This window comes from Sphingobacterium sp. Lzh-3 (genome assembly GCF_046764375.1).
Classification (GTDB): domain Bacteria; phylum Bacteroidota; class Bacteroidia; order Sphingobacteriales; family Sphingobacteriaceae; genus Sphingobacterium.
This window is the reverse complement of the sequence record NZ_CP177226.1, coordinates 3963369-3984239: the sequence shown is the minus strand read 5'-3', so window position 1 is coordinate 3984239 and position 20871 is coordinate 3963369. Positions and strand designations below refer to the sequence as shown.

Annotated in this window: 22 protein-coding genes and 1 riboswitch; of the genes, 8 read left to right on the top strand and 14 right to left on the bottom strand. The window is 38.8% G+C overall.

Annotated features, from left to right (window positions below; all coding sequences use genetic code 11):
- Positions 1 to 95 precede the first annotated feature (95 nt).
- Positions 96 to 449 (top strand): DUF3060 domain-containing protein, encoded by a 354-nt coding sequence (locus ACLCDV_RS16885; RefSeq protein WP_411971711.1) that lies wholly within the window; start codon positions 96 to 98, stop codon positions 447 to 449.
- Positions 450 to 519: 70 nt separating this feature from the next.
- On the opposite strand, the gene ACLCDV_RS16880 is transcribed toward ACLCDV_RS16885, so the two are convergent.
- From ACLCDV_RS16880 to ACLCDV_RS16860, 5 genes are all read right to left on the bottom strand, one after another.
- Positions 520 to 3261, bottom strand: coding sequence for a DUF3857 domain-containing protein (locus ACLCDV_RS16880; protein WP_411971710.1), 2742 nt, complete (start codon positions 3259 to 3261; stop codon positions 520 to 522).
- A 160-nt stretch (positions 3262 to 3421) separates the two neighbouring features.
- Positions 3422 to 4357 carry a 30S ribosomal protein S6--L-glutamate ligase gene (gene rimK, locus ACLCDV_RS16875; protein WP_070565651.1) on the bottom strand — a complete coding sequence of 312 codons (936 nt, stop codon included), beginning with the start codon at positions 4355 to 4357 and terminating at the stop codon, positions 3422 to 3424.
- A gap of 57 nt (positions 4358 to 4414) precedes the next feature.
- Entirely contained in the window at positions 4415 to 4852 is a 438-nt protein-coding gene (locus ACLCDV_RS16870; RefSeq protein ID WP_317665582.1) for an ATP-dependent zinc protease, read from the bottom strand.
- A gap of 64 nt (positions 4853 to 4916) precedes the next feature.
- Positions 4917 to 6095, bottom strand: coding sequence for an AIR synthase related protein (locus tag ACLCDV_RS16865; protein ID WP_411971709.1), 1179 nt, complete (start codon positions 6093 to 6095; stop codon positions 4917 to 4919).
- A 53-nt stretch (positions 6096 to 6148) separates the two neighbouring features.
- Entirely contained in the window at positions 6149 to 6631 is a 483-nt protein-coding gene (locus tag ACLCDV_RS16860; protein ID WP_411971708.1) for a DNA-deoxyinosine glycosylase, read from the bottom strand.
- 97 nt (positions 6632 to 6728) lie between these two features.
- Between ACLCDV_RS16860 and ACLCDV_RS16855 the strand changes: the two genes are divergently transcribed.
- The 4 genes from ACLCDV_RS16855 (at position 6729) to mgtE (ending at position 10081) form a co-directional block, all read left to right on the top strand.
- On the top strand, positions 6729 to 7592 hold the full coding sequence (locus ACLCDV_RS16855; protein ID WP_201667805.1) for an SPFH domain-containing protein: 864 nt from the start codon (positions 6729 to 6731) through the stop codon (positions 7590 to 7592).
- A gap of 10 nt (positions 7593 to 7602) precedes the next feature.
- Positions 7603 to 7779 carry a ribbon-helix-helix domain-containing protein gene (locus ACLCDV_RS16850; RefSeq protein ID WP_411971707.1) on the top strand — a complete coding sequence of 59 codons (177 nt, stop codon included), beginning with the start codon at positions 7603 to 7605 and terminating at the stop codon, positions 7777 to 7779.
- 103 nt (positions 7780 to 7882) lie between these two features.
- Positions 7883 to 8593, top strand: coding sequence for a dipeptidase PepE (gene pepE, locus ACLCDV_RS16845; RefSeq protein ID WP_411971706.1), 711 nt, complete (start codon positions 7883 to 7885; stop codon positions 8591 to 8593).
- 171 nt (positions 8594 to 8764) lie between these two features.
- On the top strand, positions 8765 to 10081 hold the full coding sequence (gene mgtE / locus ACLCDV_RS16840) for a magnesium transporter (protein WP_317665591.1): 1317 nt from the start codon (positions 8765 to 8767) through the stop codon (positions 10079 to 10081).
- A gap of 224 nt (positions 10082 to 10305) precedes the next feature.
- Here mgtE and ACLCDV_RS16835 read toward each other — a convergent pair whose 3' ends face one another.
- From ACLCDV_RS16835 to ubiE, 6 genes are all read right to left on the bottom strand, one after another.
- A complete protein-coding gene (locus ACLCDV_RS16835; RefSeq protein ID WP_317665592.1) occupies positions 10306 to 11544 on the bottom strand; it encodes a voltage-gated chloride channel family protein in 1239 nt (412 codons plus the stop codon).
- Between the two features lie 36 nt (positions 11545 to 11580).
- A riboswitch (Fluoride riboswitch) is annotated at positions 11581 to 11643 on the bottom strand.
- A gap of 6 nt (positions 11644 to 11649) precedes the next feature.
- The gene (locus ACLCDV_RS16830) at positions 11650 to 12024 is read right to left on the bottom strand and encodes a DUF423 domain-containing protein (RefSeq protein ID WP_411971705.1); all 375 of its coding nucleotides are present in this window, start codon (positions 12022 to 12024) and stop codon (positions 11650 to 11652) included.
- Positions 12025 to 12035: 11 nt separating this feature from the next.
- Positions 12036 to 12488, bottom strand: coding sequence for a GNAT family N-acetyltransferase (locus ACLCDV_RS16825; RefSeq protein ID WP_411971704.1), 453 nt, complete (start codon positions 12486 to 12488; stop codon positions 12036 to 12038).
- An 88-nt stretch (positions 12489 to 12576) separates the two neighbouring features.
- Positions 12577 to 13026 (bottom strand): GatB/YqeY domain-containing protein, encoded by a 450-nt coding sequence (locus ACLCDV_RS16820; RefSeq protein WP_317665596.1) that lies wholly within the window; start codon positions 13024 to 13026, stop codon positions 12577 to 12579.
- Positions 13027 to 13036: 10 nt separating this feature from the next.
- Entirely contained in the window at positions 13037 to 13798 is a 762-nt protein-coding gene (locus ACLCDV_RS16815; RefSeq protein ID WP_075993324.1) for an SDR family oxidoreductase, read from the bottom strand.
- A 64-nt stretch (positions 13799 to 13862) separates the two neighbouring features.
- A complete protein-coding gene (gene ubiE, locus ACLCDV_RS16810; protein WP_317665598.1) occupies positions 13863 to 14603 on the bottom strand; it encodes a bifunctional demethylmenaquinone methyltransferase/2-methoxy-6-polyprenyl-1,4-benzoquinol methylase UbiE in 741 nt (246 codons plus the stop codon).
- A gap of 385 nt (positions 14604 to 14988) precedes the next feature.
- Between ubiE and dnaB the strand changes: the two genes are divergently transcribed.
- Complete coding sequence (dnaB, locus tag ACLCDV_RS16805) at positions 14989 to 16599, top strand: replicative DNA helicase (RefSeq protein ID WP_411567704.1); 1611 nt, start codon at positions 14989 to 14991, stop codon at positions 16597 to 16599.
- Positions 16600 to 16723: 124 nt separating this feature from the next.
- Here the strand turns inward: dnaB and ACLCDV_RS16800 are convergent, their stop codons facing one another.
- Entirely contained in the window at positions 16724 to 17617 is an 894-nt protein-coding gene (locus tag ACLCDV_RS16800; RefSeq protein ID WP_317665601.1) for a DUF3078 domain-containing protein, read from the bottom strand.
- 486 nt (positions 17618 to 18103) lie between these two features.
- Here ACLCDV_RS16800 and rlmH point away from each other — a divergent pair, with 486 nt between their 5' ends.
- Together rlmH and ACLCDV_RS16790 are read left to right on the top strand one after the other, a co-directional pair.
- Entirely contained in the window at positions 18104 to 18577 is a 474-nt protein-coding gene (rlmH, locus tag ACLCDV_RS16795; protein WP_317665603.1) for a 23S rRNA (pseudouridine(1915)-N(3))-methyltransferase RlmH, read from the top strand.
- Positions 18578 to 18621: 44 nt separating this feature from the next.
- On the top strand, positions 18622 to 18750 hold the full coding sequence (locus ACLCDV_RS16790; RefSeq protein WP_317665605.1) for a hypothetical protein: 129 nt from the start codon (positions 18622 to 18624) through the stop codon (positions 18748 to 18750).
- Positions 18751 to 19179: 429 nt separating this feature from the next.
- On the opposite strand, the gene ACLCDV_RS16785 is transcribed toward ACLCDV_RS16790, so the two are convergent.
- Together ACLCDV_RS16785 and ACLCDV_RS16780 are read right to left on the bottom strand one after the other, a co-directional pair.
- Positions 19180 to 20433, bottom strand: a complete 1254-nt coding sequence (locus tag ACLCDV_RS16785; protein WP_317665607.1) for a PQQ-dependent sugar dehydrogenase — start codon at positions 20431 to 20433, stop codon at positions 19180 to 19182.
- Positions 20434 to 20605: 172 nt separating this feature from the next.
- A complete protein-coding gene (locus tag ACLCDV_RS16780) occupies positions 20606 to 20851 on the bottom strand; it encodes a hypothetical protein (RefSeq protein WP_317665608.1) in 246 nt (81 codons plus the stop codon).
- Between the last annotated feature and the right edge of the window lie 20 nt (positions 20852 to 20871).

Below are 20871 nucleotides of genomic sequence, written 5' to 3'. Positions count from 1 at the left end.
GAAACTAAGAACAATTACAGTTGGATTTTCACTTCTTTTGATCGGAAGTTTGGTGATGGCGGCCAAAGAGCCAGTTTCAAAGGCTCTAACGAACGATGTTGGTTAATCAGCAGGGTAAAGTTATCTCAATTGAAGGGGTGAACAATAATCGTACGATAGAGGCCAAAGGAGGGGAGGTTGTACAAATAGAAGGTGCTGACAATAAAGTTGTGATCCGTGGCAATGTAAGTAAATTGATTATTGAGGGGAAAGGGAATACTGTAACAGGGAATGACATCACAACGGTGACGATAGAGGGGGCAGACAATATGGTTAATATTGGTTCAGTAGAGACTGTTCAAATTGATGGGGTCAAAAACCATGTCCATTATAAGTCTACGAAGAACAAATCTGGTCAGGTAAAAGTGTCTACTGAAGGCGCGGATAATATGGTGATGAAAATGAAATAATGTAAATCAGATTTCCATAAAAAAGGGTTGTGTATATTATTTACAGAACCCTTTTTTATGAAAATGGTAGCTATGGTTTGTCTTGATCGTCCTCGGGATGACTGCGATCAGCTCTATCGCTCTGGGATTGAAATTCCGCTCCAGCTTCATTTTCTCCTTGTTTCATCATTGAATAAGGCTTTAGAAAATCTTGATCAAAAGGATGCCCTGTCGCAGCCTTCTGCATAATCCCATCGTTCTGATATGGCCGAACACAGGTACCCTTTACGCGTTCCGATTTATAGACATAAGTTCCCCAAATGCAGAAGAAAAGCATCGCTCTGATGTGATCTGTATAATTTGAAAATGAATCATCCGTGATACCCATATATTGTTTGGACATATAATGGTATCCTATTGCATGGACGAGATAGAATATAGCCATAAACAAAGTAACTAGAAAAAATGTCTGGGCAAAAATATCCCTTTTTTTGATCATAAGGATGAAACTATAAACGAACCCGACCAGAATTAAAAGATGAGCTGTCATTTCAGATATGAGTAGCATTTTATAGAATGTAGGTGCACCACCATCGATATGGTCTATTGCCCGCCAGGTATTAAGGTTAAAGAAGGATTCCCTAAGGAAAAGAAAAGTGAATTTCGTAAATATACTTGTAACTATTAAAAGAAGTAAAAAAATCATCCAGCCCCCAATTTGGTCATGATAAATTTCGTTATAGGGTTTGATGATAAAAGGTTTGCTCTTCCTGTACTTTTTTGCGATATACCAAAGCAAAGAGGATAGTAATAGAATAAATAGGATTAATGAAAACCAATTAATTTCATCGACTGTAGAAGGGGGGCCTAAACGAGGTATCCCATCTGTTACATATCCATCATTGTCAAGATAGAAACCATTATAAAAGATATGATCGCGATCTGCAAAATCTGTATAATACTGTTTCAGGTCTTTTTGTTCGACAAAGGGTTCGTGGAAACTTAACGTGTATGCAACCTTTATACTATCCTGTTCTACTTCCAGTGTTTTGCCGAAAACATACGCAGTTCGGTCGAAATAACTATTGTCTCTATAATTGCCAAATTCCTTTTTCCCTTTGTTGACGATATACATTTCGTAGGTTAGATCTGTTGGAAAAGAAAGGCTTAGGGGAGCAATACGATCCTCCGTGATCTCTGGAAGCTTATCATTTATATTTGTCCCTAACAAAGGAATATATTTTTTAGTAGATCCGCTTTCTATTTTTCCAATGCTTTTTATTTTATACTTTTCGATGATCTCCACGATATTGTTTTCTAGATCATCTCTGTATTGTATATTTTCAATTTTATTGATCTTCGGATAGATCTTGGCATAATACTCCAAGTATTGCTTCTGTACGTCATTTTTGGCACTGCTTTGAAAGTAAGTACGCATATCGTCCGCTTCATTCCCAACATAAGTTGTGTGGACATCAAGGGTAGCCTCAAATTTGCCTTCCAGTGTCAATGTTTCCTTGACTTTAATATTGCCGGTAACATGCTGCGCTACGTCTGTAAGCTTTCCACTACTCATAGTCGAGAGTACTTTTCCATAAGCTGGGAAATACCTGTTTTTGATATCTCCACCCTGATTGGTTATGGTTGGGTCAATATATTGGGGACGTCCACCAATATTAACTTCAATAACCATATGGTTGAAAGCATAAGGCGAGGGGAGTTCTTCCTGCAGGCCTCTATTCTTATAGGTATTGGCTAATACGAGTCCTACATCAATATTCTTGTTTTTGAGCATTGTGGCCAGTAGCATTGATTTATCTTTACAATCGCCGTAGCGCTGGGAAAATACTTTTTCTGGAACATTTGCCCGGTGGGAATATTCTCCCATCTCAATACCCATATAGCGTATCTCATTTTGTACAAAGTCGCAGGCCTTTTTCAGGTACGCATAGGGTTGTCCATTGGACTCTTTCCACAGTTGATTGACGAAGATTTGGAGCGTACTTGTCGGTGGAATCTGCGGAATGGGATTAATTTTACGGTTCCATTGATCAACTTCCTTCCAGGTCTTGAATTCCGAGCATTGGACATATTTTAAAGGGCTGTACCACGGCGGACTATAATCTTCGTACTGAATTGTTTTGTCCGCCGTCAGCTCCCAGAAAAAATTTGTTGTATTTCCTGTTGACTGTTGCTGTACCTCAGGTGCGCCATTGAAACTCTTAAACTGCAGTTTGCGACCATGGGGTACAATATAGTTGAGATGGACCAGCCCAGTGGGTTCATACCCCTGTAAGTAATAACTGTCGAAAAATTTCTGTTCAAATACCGGATTTGCACCTATTATTGAATAAGCGAATACAATCTTATCGTCTTTACGTAAATCCTCCAAAACATAATGGGCCATCTGGCTTCCGTTGTAGATGGATCTCGAAAGCTCCGTTTCAGCGGCAAGCAGCTTAAATTTTGCCTGCGGTAATAGGTTAATATCTTTGCCGTTACGAATAACCTTTAGCTCATGTAGTTGAAGTTTTTGGAAATGCGGGTCAAAGGTTACCTGAACTTGTCCCAGATTTTCGATTCCAGTCTGATCAAAGAGAACTTTGATGTCCTTATAATATTTCGTTTGGGTAGCTAAGTTTATTTGATGTTCGATTAACTCATAGTAATATCCATCACTAATATCATCCAAATTTGGCTTTATGGCCTTTTTTGTAGTGGAGCGCAGCCAAGCTGGCGATGCTGTTTTTTGGATGGTTGTTTGGCTAAAAGACCAGGAAAATGCAGCTAGTACGAGTACAAAGGCAAATAGAAGATGGCTAAATCTTTTCATTAATTCATAATTTAGCCTAAGATAAGTAAAAATTGGAAGCGACGATAGTCGAATTTGGGGAATATTGGAAATTCGACTTTAGTTGAGTCTAGGTTATTTGGCAACTAAAAGGGGTGTCCATATATAACGGACACCCCTTTTAGTTGCTGATTCGGTAACCTTATAATTTACTTTCTCTTTTTTTCTTTTTCTTAACAACTTTAGGCATTTGAGCCTGTTTTGCTTCATATTGTCGCTCAATATATTGTATAATTTCTGATGCAATATCTTTTTTTGTCGCTTTTTCGATGCCTTCCAAACCTGGAGATGAGTTTACTTCCAGTACCAGAGGGCCTCTGTCAGAAGGGATCATATCCACACCACAAACCGTAAGTCCTAATTGTGCAGCTGCCGCAATTGCTGTTTCTCTTTCGGCTTTACTTAACCGGATAATCTGGGCAGTGCCACCCCGATGGATATTTGACCGAAACTCACCCTCTTTGGCTGTGCGTTTCATCGCACCAACAACTTTACCGTCAACCACAAAAGCCCGGATATCTGAGCCTTTTGATTCTTTGATAAACTCTTGAATCAGGATGTTATTGCCCAGGCCGTAGAACGCTTCAATAACAGAAGAGGCTGCTTTTTTAGTTTCGGCAAGTACAACACCGATACCTTGTGTTCCCTCAAGTAGTTTAATGACTAAAGGAGCTCCACCAACCATGCTAATAAGGTCGTCCACGTCAGAGGCCGTGCGTGCAAATCCCGTAATCGGGAGTCCGATTCCTGCACCGGATAAAATCTGCAGGCACCTCAATTTGTCCCGAGATCGCGTAATGGCTTGACTGGGATTCGCGGAAATGACATCCATCACCTCAAATTGTCTAACGATGGCAGATCCATAGAATGTTACCGATGCTCCTATTCGGGGAATAATGGCATCAATATCACTCAGATCCTGTCCTTTGTAATGGATACTTGGTTTACCTTGCTGAATACCGACATAACACTTGCTGTGATCAATGACAACACATTCGTGTCCTCTTTGTTGTGCGGCTTCTACGAGACGACGAGTCGAGTATAAACTCTTTACTGTCGATAATACGGCAATTTTCACGATTTGTATAATGAGTATATTTTGTGCTAAGATAACAAAATTGCTTGGCTATTTGTTTTATTTTACCAAGGTCTTCATCGAGAGGTTTTCTTTGGAAACATCAACCAAAAATCTTTTGTTTAAGAAATTTTTACCCAAAAGCATAGGGTAGGTCATTTGTGATCTATTTCTAAAGGAGATCTTAATGCTAAAGACCTGGTTATATAATGTTGCTGTTGTGCGGATATAGTAACGCTTTTCTTCTTGACCGAAAGAGCTTTTTACCAGTTTTGTTCGATAGAGCTTTAACTTTAGCGTTTTTGTCTCTTTTGTCTTAAAATTTATGATCAGCTCACAGATGATCCAGTCTTGACCATCCTCGTTAATGATCTTGTACGAGTTGCAGTGTAGTACCGACGAGGCAGCACCGGTATCGACTTTTGCTTCTATACCATATATTCCCAATTCAGGTAAATCAAGGGTCTCTTTCCAGCCCACAAGAAGTTTTTCTTTCATGTATACCAAATTGAAAAAAATATCCTTGTCTCCTAGGTAAATAGGAGACAAGGATAAAAAACTTTTATTCGTAGATAAATTCTCCGTAAGGGGAGGTTATAGTTACTTTTTTGGATGCAGATTCCTCTACACGGCCTATGATCTGGGCCGGAATCCCGAATGACTCTGAAATGGCGATGATATCCGATGCAATCGATTCAGGAACATATAATTCCATACGGTGTCCCATATTGAATACTTTGTACATTTCTTTCCAGTCAGTATTGGATTCTTTCTGTATTAACGCAAAAAGAGGTGGAATCGGGAAAAGATTATCTTTGATGACATGCACATTATCGACGAAATGCAAGACTTTTGTTTGCGCTCCACCTGAGCAATGTACCATTCCGTCAATTTGTGAACGGTACTTGTCTAGTATCTGTTTGATAACAGGCGCATAAGTACGTGTAGCGGAAAGGACTAGCTTGCCCGCGGTTATTTTTTCTCCAGTTTCAACTTCGATTTCATTTGTAAGATCTTGGCTTCCCGCGAAAACTAGTTCGTAAGGAACAGCTGGATCATACGCTTCCGGATATTTTTTAGCTACTTTTTTGTTAAATACATCATGACGTGCAGATGTTAGTCCATTGGAACCCATTCCGCCATTGTATGCCTGTTCATAGGTTGCTTGTCCATTTGATGCTAAGCCAACAACAACGTTACCCCCTTTGATACGATGGTTTGAAATAACGTCTTCACGTTTCATCCGACAGGTTACTGTACTATCAACAATGATGGTGCGAACAAGGTCGCCAACGTCGGCAGTTTCACCGCCAGTAGAATAGATGCCGATTCCCAAACCTCGAAGTTCAGACAGAATCTCTTCTGTGCCATTGATGATTTCTGCAATCACCTCTCCAGGAATGAGATTTTTATTTCTGCCAATCGTTGAGGATAAAAGAATGTTATCGATGGCACCCACACAAAGCAAGTCATCAATATTCATGATAATTGCGTCTTGTGCGATACCTTTCCAAACTGAAATATCACCAGTTTCTTTCCAATAGACATACGCTAATGAAGATTTGGTACCAGCACCATCCGCATGCATAATATTACACCAGTCTGGGTCTCCACCCAAAATATCTGGAATTATTTTGCAAAATGCTTTGGGAAACAGACCCTTATCTATATTTTTTATCGCATTGTGCACATCCTCTTTCCCTGCGGATACGCCTCGTTGATTGTATTTTAAATCTGACATCTTAGGGCAAAAATAAGCAATAGGACTGAATTAACGAATCTAATTCGTGTAATTTAATCACTTATTATTATGCGCCATTGTTGAATTAGATTTTCGAGATTACTTTTCGCATTGGCTGGACTTGTGCTGGGTAGGCATCGGTAAATAATGTCTTCCCTTTTGTTGAAATGCTTTACGTATAAACTGTATGCTTTTTGCCCGTTGAAAATAATTTTTGTGATTTTAGGGTGGGTTTCTAGCAGTTCAACAATCTGATTCGGAACTTCATTTTGTATGGCTAGATCCATGCTACCGGGACGAGAGGCTTCTGCGCAAACATCCCAAAGACCGATGTTATTTTTAAGCAATAGATCTATCTTCTCCATATAATTTGTTTGTTCCGGCGCATTGAACAAATATTTGATTACTTTCCAGAATCGATTTTGTGGGTGTGCATAATATTCATTCTCTGCCAAAGACTTATCTCCAGGCAAAGAGCCAAGGATGAGTATTTCTGTGGTAGAGTTTACTAAAGGTAGAAAGGATCTTTTGCGCATAATCAAAAATAGTAATTTTAAATTTTCATTTGAAATATGAAAAATATTATAGTATATTTATGATATTAAAATGATATCAAATATATATTAACAAATTATGGAAAAACTAATTAAACCAATGTCAGGCTATTTAGCTTTATTGATAGCTGTCGTTTCGTTTGTGGCGGCTATATTCTCATTTGCCAGCGTAGAAGCAAGCTCACTTTATGTTGTATTGGGGGTTGTGCTGATGATCGCTACTTTTTTTATTCTGAAAGGATTGATGATTATTAATCCAAACCATTCGCGTGTACTGAATTTCTTCGGAAAATATGTAGGTACCGTCAAGGAAAACGGTTTGTTTTTTGTCAATCCGCTGTATTCAACGATTAAAATAAGTCTTCGGTCGGATAACTTACAGGGACAGACACTGAAAGTAAATGACAAGATGGGAAATCCAATCGAGATAGGAGCGGTTATCGTATGGCAGGTAGGTGATACCTATAAAGCTGCTTATGATGTAAGTAATTATACCTCTTATGTACGCACGCAGAGTGAAGCGGCAGTAAGACATTTGGCCGGAAGCTTTCCTTATGATAATCTGGAAGATGAAGGAGCGGAGATCACTTTGCGTGAAGGTGGCGATACCGTAAATCATATTCTTGAACAAGAATTGTCTGATCGGTTGGCTCCAGCCGGGGTTATTATTAAAGAGGCGAGAATCAGTCATTTGGCCTACGCATCCGAAATAGCAGGTGCTATGCTCCAAAGGCAGCAGGCGGCAGCAATTGTGGCGGCAAGGGCAAAGATTGTAGACGGTGCTGTTGGGATGGTGGAAATGGCCTTGCATAAATTGTCTGAAAAAGATATCGTAGAGTTGGACAACGAGAAAAAAGCAGCAATGGTCAGCAATTTAATGGTGGTACTTTGCGGAGAAAAAGCAGCAACACCAATTGTAAATACAGGTACTTTGTACCAATAAACGAAATAAAATGGCGGATAAGAAAAACTTTATGCTACGCTTAGACGACCAGATGTACAAAGCATTGGAAAAATGGGCTGCAGATGAGTTTAGAAGTGTTAATGGGCAGATCGAATATCTTTTACATAAAGCGCTGCAAGAAAATAAAAGATTGGGCACAGAAAAAAAGACTGTCGATAAGAAATAGCCTATAGTAAGGAATGCCTATAGTAAGGAATGAAAACTGTACCTTTGGCCTCGCAATTGACAAAGCCAAAGGTACTTTTTATTTAATGTTTTAACGATAGAAGATGAAGATTAATCCAGCGTACAAGTTATTGGTCGTAAGTACAAGCACGATCCATGGTAGTGAGTTTTTAGCTTATATTAAGCAAGATTTTGTAGAATTTATTCAGTCAGACGAATTATTATTTATTCCATTTGCGCGACCTTCTGGAATTTCGTTTGATGCCTATACTGTTAAAGTGCAAGATGCGTTGAAAGATAAGGGGGTAACGGTTAGGGGATTACATGAGTTTCATAACATGAAGAAGGCTATTCAGGATGCTAAGGCTATTTTTATTGGCGGCGGAAATACATTTCTACTCTTAAAAACACTATATGAGCTTGATTTGGTGCAGCAATTGCGCGTACAAGTAGCAAAGGGGATTCCATATGTCGGTACATCTGCGGGGTCCAATTTGACCGGACTAACAATAGGAACTACAAATGATATGCCTATTGTTTATCCGCCTAGCTTTGACGCACTTGGTTTCTTACCTTTTAATATCAATCCACATTATTTGGATCCGGATCCAAATTCTACACATAAAGGAGAAACAAGGGAAACGCGAATCCAGGAATTTCATCAACTTAATCCTCAGCCAGTCATAGGCTTACGTGAAGGGAGCTGGCTGCAGGTAAATGAAGGAAATGTAGAACTGAAAGGTAATTTAACAGCCCGGCTATTTAAAGCTGGTTTCGAGCCCGAGGAGCTAGCGCCTGGATTAATTAATTTTTAAGATAGTGTAAAGTTCATGGGCATTTCAAGTCAAATGTACTCTTCAATGTAGTAGTAGACGATTTTACGAAAGACTAGCAGCAATTCCCATTAGAAAAAATAGTTTTTCAGATTGTTGAAAATCATACAAAATAAGCTACTTTTGCGCTAAATCCATTAAAATTTTCTTCCAATGGAACAAAATTCAGCATTACACCCAGCCGATATCGCGGAAGAAATATCGCGTTTAAGTAAAGGGGAGCAACATCAAGAGTTTATGGACTATCCTTTGGAGGATAGATTGGAGATCTTTTCTTTTTTTGAAATGGATGTCCAATATACGTTGATCAAATCCATGACGGAACATGAGCTGTCTGAATTGCTGAATAACCTGAAGCCGGATACGCGTAATGAATTGTTGTCGGAATTGCCGGATGACCTGATCAAATATCTGATCAATCTTTTGAATGAGCGCGAGAAGCAAATGGCTTTGGAGCTGATTGGTTATAAAGAGGACAGTATTGCCCGGCTTATGACACCAATGTATGTGCAGGTACGCCCTTATTATACCGTCGATGATGTTTTTCGGCATATCAAGGTGTTTGGAAGAAAGGCCGAAACGCTTAATTTTATTTATGTAGTCGATGAGAAAAATGTGTTGATCGATGACTTGAAAATTGGTCAATTACTACTATCGGATTCTTCTACCAAGATTTCCGACTTAATTGACTACAATTTTGCCGCGATTAAGGCTTCTACACCCATGGAAGAGGCATTTGAGATTTTTCAAAAATATGACCGTAGTGCTTTGCCTATTATTACTGAGGCAGGGGTATTGGTCGGAATTGTGACATTTGACGACGTGTTGGATCGAATTGAAGATCGGGATACAGAAGATATCCAGCGATTTGGGGGGATGGAAGAATTGGATCTGGCTTATACGAAAACTCCTTTGTTGCAATTGATCCAAAAAAGAGCCGGCTGGCTGATCATCTTGTTTTTTAGCGAAATGCTTACAGCCTCAGCAATGGGGTTTTTTGAAGGCGAATTGGAAAAGGCGGTTGTACTTGCCTTATTTGTTCCTTTAATTATATCCAGTGGAGGTAATTCGGGATCACAGGCGGCATCTTTAATTATTCGTGCCATGGCACTCGGTGAATTAAAGCTGAAAGATTGGTGGTACGTGATGAAGCGCGAAGTTTCTTCTGGTTTAATCTTAGGTGGAATATTAGGGTCGATCGGATTCCTACGGATATTGGCGTGGCATTTTCTTGGTCTGTATGACTATGGTCCTTATTGGATTTCAATTGGTTTTACGGTTGCTGTTTCCTTATTGTTTATTGTTTTATGGGGGACTTTGTCAGGATCGTTTATTCCATTTATTCTACGTCGGTTTGGATTGGATCCAGCGACCGCATCAGCGCCATTTGTAGCTACATTGGTGGATGTTTCAGGATTGATTATCTATTTTACTGTTGCAGCATTCTTTCTGCATGGAAAACTACTGTAGTTTGGATGATAAGATTTAATAAAAAGAGCCTAAAGCATACTTATGATTTAGGCTCTTTTTATTAAAAAATCTTTCTCATGTCTTTATTGAAGTCATCTGTCCATTCATTGTGGTCTGCACTCTTCTTCTTAGCATGTTTTTTTGCCCTATCCTGTTTTTATTTGAAGTAGTTCATAATGGAATACAAAGAGATAGGCTGAGAAGCTGAAAGCGCATTGTCTTGTTTATAAATTGAGTCTGCGGTATAATTTTTCCTTTAAACCGCCTTTTTGCGCAATATAAATTCCTTTTTTCCCGGAAAATAAAAAAGCGACTATACACGCTATTGTTATAAATAAAATAGGTTGAATCCCAAATAATTCATAACCCATTACAATACAGGCCAGCGGGGTGTTTGTAGCGCCTGAAAATACAGCTACAAAGCCCATAGCAGCCAGCAGGCTGATGGGAAGTGGAATAACGGTGCTTAATGCACTCCCTAAGGTTGCCCCGATAAAAAACAGCGGGGTGACTTCTCCGCCTTTAAATCCGGCAGAAAGGGTGAAAGTCGTTAAAAGTAATTTGATGATAAAGTCATAATAATTCGACTGATCGATAAATGCGTTCTGAATCATCGGGATACCAAGTCCAATATAGTTGCTGCTATGGAATAACCTAATGATAAGTACCAAAATAATACCGCCAATTACCGGTCTAAGCAGAGGATATTTAATTCGTTTGAATTGAAGGCTAAAGAAATCGCTGGTAAATGTAAAAAGCCATGCTGTAACACCGAATAGCATGCCTGCGGCAAGGCTAAATCCAATATTGGTCAAAGAAAGCATTGGAATAACATCATGAATTGGATAATGAGTGTGTGGAATATTCCATAATTGACAGCTGAAGTTCGCAAAATAGGCGGTAAATAAACAGGGCAGGATACCGAAATATCTTTTTTTGCCAATCAATAGGACTTCCAGACCAAATATTGTTCCGGCGAGTGGGGTGCCAAAAACAGCGGCAAAGCCTGCAGTGATGCCGATGGAAATTAAGATACGGCGTTCAGTTTTATCGAAGTCAAACCAGCGATTGAGCTGATCGGAAACTGCTCCACCTATCTGAACGGCAGTTCCTTCACGGCCTGCCGAACCTCCAAACAGATGTGTAAGTAAAGTTCCGAATAGGACAAGAGGCGCCATGATAAGCGGAATGCGGCGTTGGGGATGAAGGTATTCTTCAATCAGCAGATTATTTCCTTTGCTTGATGGATTGCCCCAATACTTGTAGGACAATGCAATGGCAAATCCCGCTAGGGGGAGTCCATAAATTATCCAAGGATGAGCTTCTCGGTACTGCGTTACCCAATTGAGGGAAAAGAGAAAAAATGCACAAATAGATCCTACGATGAAACCTATCGCACTACAGGAGATAAGCCATTTAAGAAAAAAATGAAGATTGCTTTGATTTGAATGTGTTATAGCCATAAGTCTACACTTTATATAAAATTGTTGTTTTATACTAAAATAGTAGACGTCATCAGCTTATTAGGGCGGTTCGGGGCAGACATCATTGCCATATTTATTTCAAATCTACAAAAAGCGAATGATTATAGCAACCCAACCTGCGATCATAAGCAATCCGCCGAGCGGGGTAATTGGGCCAAGAAACTTTAAATTCTTTTTCCAGTATTCGGCAAACGATAGAAAATATATACTTACCGAGAATAAAATAGTTCCTAGTGTGATTAAATAAAATGCGACTCGTTCAGACTGAAGCTCAAAGTGGAAATTAAATCCTAAAATCAATAGTGTAAGAGCAGCATACATTTGATATCGAACGCCGACCTCAAAGGATTCCAGCTTTTCAGCGGATAGGATTTTTTTGAATGCATGTGCTCCAAATGCACCTAGGATAATAGCGAGGCCGCCAAATAGGGCGGCTGTGATGATGACAACGTTTTGCATGCCTAAATTTACTAAATTGCGGGTTTAATCATATCAATATGAAGGATTCCATAATCAGGGTAGGGCTCGGAAATTTGCTCAAAGCCTAATTTTTCATAAAAGGATTTTAAATGAAATTGCGCACCTATCTGTATCTCGCCTTCACCAAATTCTTTGTAGAGCGATTCGATGGAATGCATCATTAATTGTTTACTCAGGCCGGTTCCGCGCGCTTCCTCTGCAACGATAACCCTACCAATGGAAGCTTGTGGGTAGGAAAGGCCCGGAGGAACTAATCTCGTGTATGCTATAATACGATCATCTTGTTCTGTCCACAGATGCAGACAAGCAAAATCTTTATCGTCCAATTCAGGATATAAACATTCCTGCTCCAAAACAAAAACTTCCATGCGAAGCTTTAAAATACGATATAATTCTTTCGTGTTGAGTTCGTCAAAACTCTTTAGGTTCCACTGAAAAGCCATAATTGAAATAAAAATAGAGCCAAATTATACAATCGATAGGGTTGGAAAGACATACCCAATTTAATTTGACTCTATTGATTTGAGCGTTTTATGCGAGTAGACTTTTAACAACTTCAGAGATGGTTTTCCCATCTGCTTGTCCAGCAAGCTTTTGATTTGCGGCACCCATTACTTTGCCCATATCTTTAATGGAAGAAGCTCCTGTTTCGGCGATAATTGCTTTGACAATCGTTTCAACTTCTTCCTTGCTTAACTGTTTTGGTAGATAAGCTTCAATAACTTTTTCTTCCTCAACTTCAATTTCATAAAGATCTTCCCGGTTTTGAGTCTTATAAATTTCCGCAGATTCGCGACGTTGTTTTACAAGTTTTTGTAAAACTTTAATCTCCGCCTCCTGGTTAAGATCTTCGGCATGGCCCTTTTCTGTCTTTGCTAAGAGGATAGCTGCCTTAATTGCACGTAAGCCACGTAATTTTGCCGTGTCTTTTGCGATCATTGCGGCCTTAATGTCTTGATTTATTTGTATTTCTAATGACATGATATTTAAATTATTTTCGATTGACAATTGCGCCTGTCGCTTGCGCTGTAGGCATTATTAAGAGATCGTTTATATTCACATGTGCCGGTCTGGTAATGACGAAAAGGATCGTTTCGGCAATATCTTTCCCTGTCAGGGGTTGTACACCATTGTAAACATTTTTAGCTCTTTCCCGATCTCCATGGAAACGAACTTCCGAAAACTCTGTCTCCACCATTCCGGGGTCGATAGAGGTTACTTTAATGCCCTGAGTTAGCAAATCAATGCGCATAGCTTTAGTCAACGCATCAACGGCATGTTTGGTAGCACAGTACACATTTCCATTCGGATAAACCTCTTTCCCTGCAATAGATCCTAAATTAACAATATGGGCGCCGTTTTCGGTATCCATAAGTGGTATCACAGATTTACTCACATACAGTAAACCTTTAATATTGGTATCAATCATTCTGTCCCAATCTCCGATATCACCATCTTGGATAGGATCCAATCCTTGACTCAGACCAGCGTTGTTGATGAGGACATTTATTTTTTTCCATGCTGGAGGCAGGCCCTCAATCTGATTCGCAACTTGTTCTGCATCGCGAACGTCAAGCTCAAAAATATGGATCTGAATAGTAGGGTAGGCCGCTAACAATGCATCTTTTAATGCCTCTAAACGGTTTAACCTGCGCGCGCAAAGTAAAAGATTGTACCCCTCTTTCGCTAAAACTTCGGCACAAGCCTGACCAATTCCTGAACTTGCTCCTGTAATAAAAACTGTTTTAGTCATATAAAGTAACTCGTTGATATTAAAAATTAATCCGATTTGATTCAAAACCAGATCTTAGCTTGCACTATTTTGTAGCAATATAGATGGTACAGATACCAAATGTTTGCGGTCTAACAATAGTGTCATGAAAACCTGCTTTTTTGTTTATGGCAACGAACTTTTGTCCATCTGGAAATTGAGCAACAGATTCTGGTAAATATTCATATGCACTGGAATCTTTTGAAAAGAATTTTCCAATGGTTGGTGTAATAAACTTGAAATAAAAATTATAAAGCTGTTTAATGGGGAATTTCTTCGGATTCGAAAATTCTAAAATAACAGCTTTCCCACCAGGTTTTAACACGCGGTATATGTCTGATAGGCCTTTCTCCAAGTTTTCGAAATTACGGACACCAAATGCTACGGTAACAGCGTCGAACGTATTATCTTCAAATTGAAGCCTCTCTGAGTCTCCTAACGCTACCTCAAATTGATTAGCTAATCCCTTGCTTGCAATTTTTTTCTTAGCGACTTCAAGCATTCCTTGGGAAATATCGACACCAATAATCTTTTTTGGATTCAAGATTTTAATTGATTCCAATGCAAAATCACCGGTTCCTGTCGCTACATCCAACATCAGTTGCGGTTTTATGGACTTTAATGCATTGATGGCTTTTTTGCGCCATATAATGTCAATACCCAAAGACATGAAATGGTTTAAAAAATCATAGGAATGGGAGATGTTGTCAAACATATCTGCCACCTGTTTCTTCTTCCCATCGTTGGTATCTTTGTAGGGTTTTAATGTTGAGGAGTCGTGCGTCATAGTTACAAAGATACAATATATGAATATTTTTTAGAGCTAAAAAAGGGATTTGTTTTCATCTTAAAGTCAGTTTGTATTGATGATAGTGGAGCGTATTGATTTGCTTTTTACCATTTTGCTTATTCACAATGGCTTAAGTTATTAACATTTTTTAATGTGTTGATTTTAAGTGGTAATTTTTTATTTTCAACATCTTTTCAACAGTAAGTGTTGAAAACTCACTATGTAAATCTGTGTCCTTCAAAGCTTTTTGAGGTTTCGGGTGTGATCGTTGAATTTCTCTGTGTGTAACTCCGCATGGTGGTGAATTTTATTTTTTATACATTTGTTATCCTATCTAAAATTTATACGGATAGCAAAGCTATATTTCTGATATAATATCATGATGAACGACAGTAATTTTGAAGCGAATAACACGGATAATAACAAACGGGGTAATTATGGCGAACGTCGTACCAAATTAAATAATTTGGTGAGTGGTTTGGGTAAACTTCCGCCGCAGGCAGTGGATCTTGAGGAGGCTGTTTTGGGAGCTTTGATGCTTGAAAAGAATGCGCTGAGTGAAATTATTGATATTTTAAAAGCAGAATCGTTCTATAAGGAATCACATCAAAAGATCTTTGAAGCGATTTTTGGCCTTTTTCAAAAGACTTCTCCAATTGATATATTAACCGTTACCTCGGAACTTAGACGGATGGGGGCTCTTGAAATGGTTGGCGGTGCTTATTATATTACGCAATTGACAGATCGAGTGGTTTCGGCAGCTAATATTGAGTATCATGCACGTATTATTTCACAGAAATATATTCAGCGTGAGCTGATCAAGGTTTCTACGGAAATTATTAACAGTTCATATGATGAAACCTCAGATATCTTCGATCTGTTGGATCATGCCGAAAAAAGTTTGTTTGATATCGCGCAGAATAACTTGCGGAGAGATTCAAGAAAGATGGACGATATTATGCGTGAGGCGATCTCTAATCTTGAGATGCTGCGTGACCGCACAGATGGTCTGACAGGTGTGCCTTCGGGTTTGACTGCCTTGGATCGTATGACTTCAGGTTGGCAGCCTTCTGATCTGGTTATTATTGCAGCACGTCCAGCGATGGGAAAGACGGCATTCGTACTTTCCGTTGCACGTAATGCTGCAGTGGAACACGGAAAAGCAGTCGCCGTATTCTCTTTGGAGATGTCATCCGTTCAGCTTGTCAATCGTCTAATCGCCGGTGAAACCGAAATTGAGCAAGAGAAATTGAAAAAAGGAAATCTTGCTGATCATGAATGGCAACAATTACATTCGAGAATTGGCCGTTTAACCGATGCGCCTATTATTATTGATGATACGCCGGCGTTGAACGTGTTTGAATTTAGGGCTAAATGTAGACGGTTAAAGGCTCAATACGATATTCAAATGGTGATCGTCGATTACCTGCAGTTAATGCATGGAAAAGCTGAAGGTAAAGGTGGGGGGAACCGTGAACAAGAGATCGGTAGTATTTCCCGTGCTTTGAAATCTGTAGCTAAGGAGCTAAACATCCCCGTGCTGGCATTATCGCAGCTGAGTCGTGCTGTAGAGTCAAGACCAGGAAATAGTAAGCGTCCTATGTTGTCCGATTTGCGGGAGTCTGGTTCTATTGAGCAGGATGCGGATATGGTTCTTTTCTTATATAGACCCGAATATTATGGTTTGACAGAAGATGAAGAGGGGCGTCCTACTGCCGGTGTCGGTGAAGTTATTATTGCAAAACACCGTAATGGGGAGACCGGAATTGTTCCACTTCGTTTTGTGGGTAAATTTGTGAAGTTTGTGGATTTAGAAGATGAGTTTTCGGGTCTTGGTGGTGGAGATGGATTCGGTGATGCGCCGGCTACATTTTCTGCTTCTGCATTAAATCCGTCGCCAAACTTTGCTGATGATTTTAGTGCTGGGGGCTTCAGTGGGGGTATTACGATGCCATCCCGCATGAACGATATGCCTGATGATGCGCCATTTTAGCGATTAATTTTACATAAGTATTCCTAAATAACAGAAAAAACCGAATGATTAAATTCGGTTTTTTCGTTTACGGCGCCTAAGTAATTTATGTGGCTTATGAAGGCGTGTGCTATTTTTTTTACCTTTAAAATTTGTACGTCACACCCGCACCGACAATTTGCCTGATCTGTAAAGCTGAATTTCTCTTTCCAACTTCAACGTCATCTTTAATAATCGGAATAGCCGTATTGTCATCGTAGATCATCTGTACGCCTGCATTTACTGTAATAAACTTATTTACCTTCATAAAAAGATTGGCCGTATAGTCGATATCCACATTTTGAGGTTTATCTAAATAGTTTGAATAGAGTTTTAGTATATTTTCAAATGAAATGTTTTCCATTAGATTCACTTTGTAATAGGCGTCGAATGATGCTCCAAATTCAGTACGGGACTTGCTGCTTGGATCCAATCCATATCGTGTGGATAGGAGTGTATCACTTACGAATACAAACCGCACAGCGGCAGGAGAAAGATTAAATCGGAGGTTGTCGGATCGTTTATACGCAAAACCGGGGCCAAAGCTCAGGTATGCCGGAGCTAAAAATCTGGATATCCTTTTTTTAGGTGATGCGGTGTAATCATAACCATCGGCAAATTGTGTGTTAAAGTTTAGAAAAAAGGTATAAAGCCAATACTGAGATGCCTGATGTCCCAATAAGCTATTTAAAACTAATCGGTCATCATTTTTGCGCCAGTCCGACTCTTTTTGAAAGGTTAGCCCATAGGCCGCAAGGACCTTGTTGTCCCATGACCATTTGCCTTTTTTGTAATTGAAGTCGTAATTAAGAGTTAGGTTGCCGGAGAATGAATTTACCCCACCTGCAGCCCAATTAGAAAATGAACTTTGGTTGATCAGAAAGGTGTTTTCTCCTTTGATAATCCAGGTTTTGGAACTGTCTACTGCGGCTGTTTGGGCATAGGTTTCATATGCTATTAAACTTAAAGCAATAAGGATAATTGATTTTATTATTTTCATGTGTATACTTATTTTGTTTGCATTTCCATGTTATTATAAGCCAAATGAGCCAGCTAGTTTTACATCTTTTTAGACAACTAACGCAACGGCTTTATTTCTGCATGTTGAAGTTGTTGAAATATATTTCATTCCTATTGTCACATATAGTAAATGCGATCTGATCGATGCGCTTAAAACGAGGCTATTATCTATTTTCAGCGTGATATTTTAAGCGTGTACGAGAAAATAAATGTTTTATAACTAAACGAATAAATGAGGTTTATGTTTTTTTGTCCTTTTGATTGTGTTTATTTTAAATAAAATCAGAACTTTGTGCACTTTTGGGTTTGTTAGAATGGTAGCTCTTAACGTTAGAATAGCAGGCCTTAGGCAAAAGTTGGTGAACAGCCTTCGATAATGACAAGAAGCGAATAGAATTCATTATTTTGGATCGAACAAGTTTGCTTTAATTGGGGTATTGATGGCAAAAACTAATAAAATATTTCAATGAAAATAACATTACTTTGTATAGGTAAGACGGATGAGAAATACCTTATTGAAGGTATTGAAAAGTATATTAAGCGATTAAAGTTTTATGTGAACTTCAATATTGTCGTTATTCCCGACATCAAGAATGTCAAGAATCTTTCTGCCGAACAGCAAAAAGATAAAGAGGCTTTGCTGATTTTAAAACAGCTACAGCCACAAGATTTAGTTGTGCTGTTAGATGAACATGGAAAAGAATTTCGCTCGTTGGAGTTTTCTGCTTATTTAGAGAGAATGATGATACAAAGTGTTCAACACCTGGTGTTTATTATTGGTGGCCCTTATGGGTTTGACCAAAAAATTTACGATCGGGCGAAGTCAAAAATCTCTTTATCGAAGATGACGTTTTCGCACCAAATGATTCGTTTGTTTTTTACAGAACAGCTTTATCGTGCTTTTTCCATCATGAAGGGGGAACCTTATCATCACGAATAATATGGAAAAAAGTCCGTAACTTCATCATGAATAAAAACAAGCTTATGAATTTGCCCAACAAACGAGATTATCACTATAAAAGTGACGAAGGAGAGAAAAATAGCCAATTGAATAAATACATTATGATTGCTTGTATTATTATCGTAATCGTATTGGCCTATTTGTTCGCATAGTTTAATACCCTTCCATACGGATCGAGTAAAAGAAATAAATCTCTTACTTAATATCCGTATGGAGGATATCAGCAGATGATTTTAATAAATTTAATGAATTGTCTAAGCAAGAACGCTTAATTTTTGGGAGAAGATTGGCAGGTTTTGCGCGTTCTTTTTGGGGCGGTGTTGTTTACGAATCCCCAGTTGGTCATATAGAACGACAAGGGGTTAATTTCTAATAATTTTTTCATTTTTTCTTTTTTTACCATATAATAATTTATTGATTTGCTAGTAAATGATCAATAATCAAGCCAAACTATATTTTTGTCATATTCTAAAAGAAATATAGTAAATAAGGTCAACAAAAAATAGTTGAAAGTATGTTTTTTTAGGGCCAGACAAAAAAAACGCAGCTCGTTTGAGAGGAGCTGCGTTGAATCGATATATTTATTTTTTATCAATTTTATATAATTTTCCGATATCGGTGATAGCGTAAAGCGCGCCATCTTTGCCCTGTGTGATATCCCGGAACCGTTGTCCTTCATTACCTAGTAGACGTTCTTCTCCAACCACTTTATTATCCTTAAGTATGATTCTGGCAATGTGCATGCTGCTTAGACCACAAATAAAGAGATTATTCTTCCATTCAGGAATATTTTGTCCGGTATAGAAAGTAATTCCGCTAGGGGAGAGTACAGGATCCCAATAATAAACAGGTTGTTCCAGGCCGTCTTTTTGTTGTATGCCTTCACCAACTTTATCGCCTTTATATTCTATACCATACGTAATCGTCGGCCAGCCATAGTTCTTACCAGCTTCAATTCGGTTCAGCTCGTCGCCACCCCGCGGACCAAATTCGGTTTCCCAAAGATCGCCAGTTTCAGGATGTAAGGCAAGTCCCTGTGGATTACGATGTCCATAACTGTAAATTTCCGGACGTGCATTTGCCTTGCCTATAAATGGATTCCCAGGGGCAGGCTGTCCATCAGTGGTGATACGTAAGATCTTGCCTAATGCTGCATTTAGATCCTGTGCCAATGGTCTTGTGACCAAATCAGATCTTTCACCCGTACTCAAAATAATATTTCCATCTTTATCAAAGATAATACGGCCACCATAATGCAGATTCCCTTTATGAGCAGGAGTAGCTTGGTAGATAACCTTAGCACCTTCTATCGATTTCTCGTCTGCAGACAGTTTTCCTTTCGCAACAGCGGTCAAAGTTCCAGCAGCGGTATTATCAGAGAAAACCCAATATATCATACGGTTTGACTCGAAGTTTGGATCAAGACGTAATCCCAAAAGCCCACCTTGTCCACTGCTATTGACTTGAGGTAAACCTTTAATTGGTTCACTTAATTTACCATCTGCCGTAGCAATGCGAAAATCACCTTCTTTTTCTGAGATTAATAATCGGCCATCCGGTAGCGCAGTTATACCCCAAGGGGATTTTAATCCCTCGGCAATTACTTTACCTTCGAACGGTGTGCTTGTCTTTGCACCATTAATTCTGGTTTGTCCAGGAAACGCTGGTTTATAATTCGTGTTTGCCTTTTGTGTTTCTACCGGAGGATAACTTGTTGTGTCAGTTGCAGCATTTGCACTGCTATCCGAACTTGAACTTGAATTTGCATGGTTGGAATTACATGCAGTTAATCCTAAAGATACTGTTAAGAGGCTTATTGTTAGTTTGGTTTTCATTATCTGTGACTTGTTTTTGGTCTGATTATCTGCTTGAAGATATCAAAAATTAATGAAATATTATTTTTCAGAATGTAATAATATGATTATACATATAACCAGTTAATACGTTAAAAGAGCAATGTTAGCGCTGTTGAATTGTTATGTTGAATCTGTAATTATATATAAGGTGTTACTTTTCTCCTAAACAGTTTTTTACGATCCGCTCGAGCTCAATATCCTTGTTTACATAATAATCACTTACATCTAGAATGGTGTTTGTGTTTAAATTGTAGATACACACAGGTACATAGTCGGGCTGAGCAGAGGTCTCGAAAGTCTTAAAATAATCTGCACTTTCCTGAATACTTGAAAATTCTTTGGATTCGCAATGCTGTGTCTCCTGATTATAAGCAATGGTTATAAAGTTCTTTTTCATTGTACTTGCCTTTTTATCAG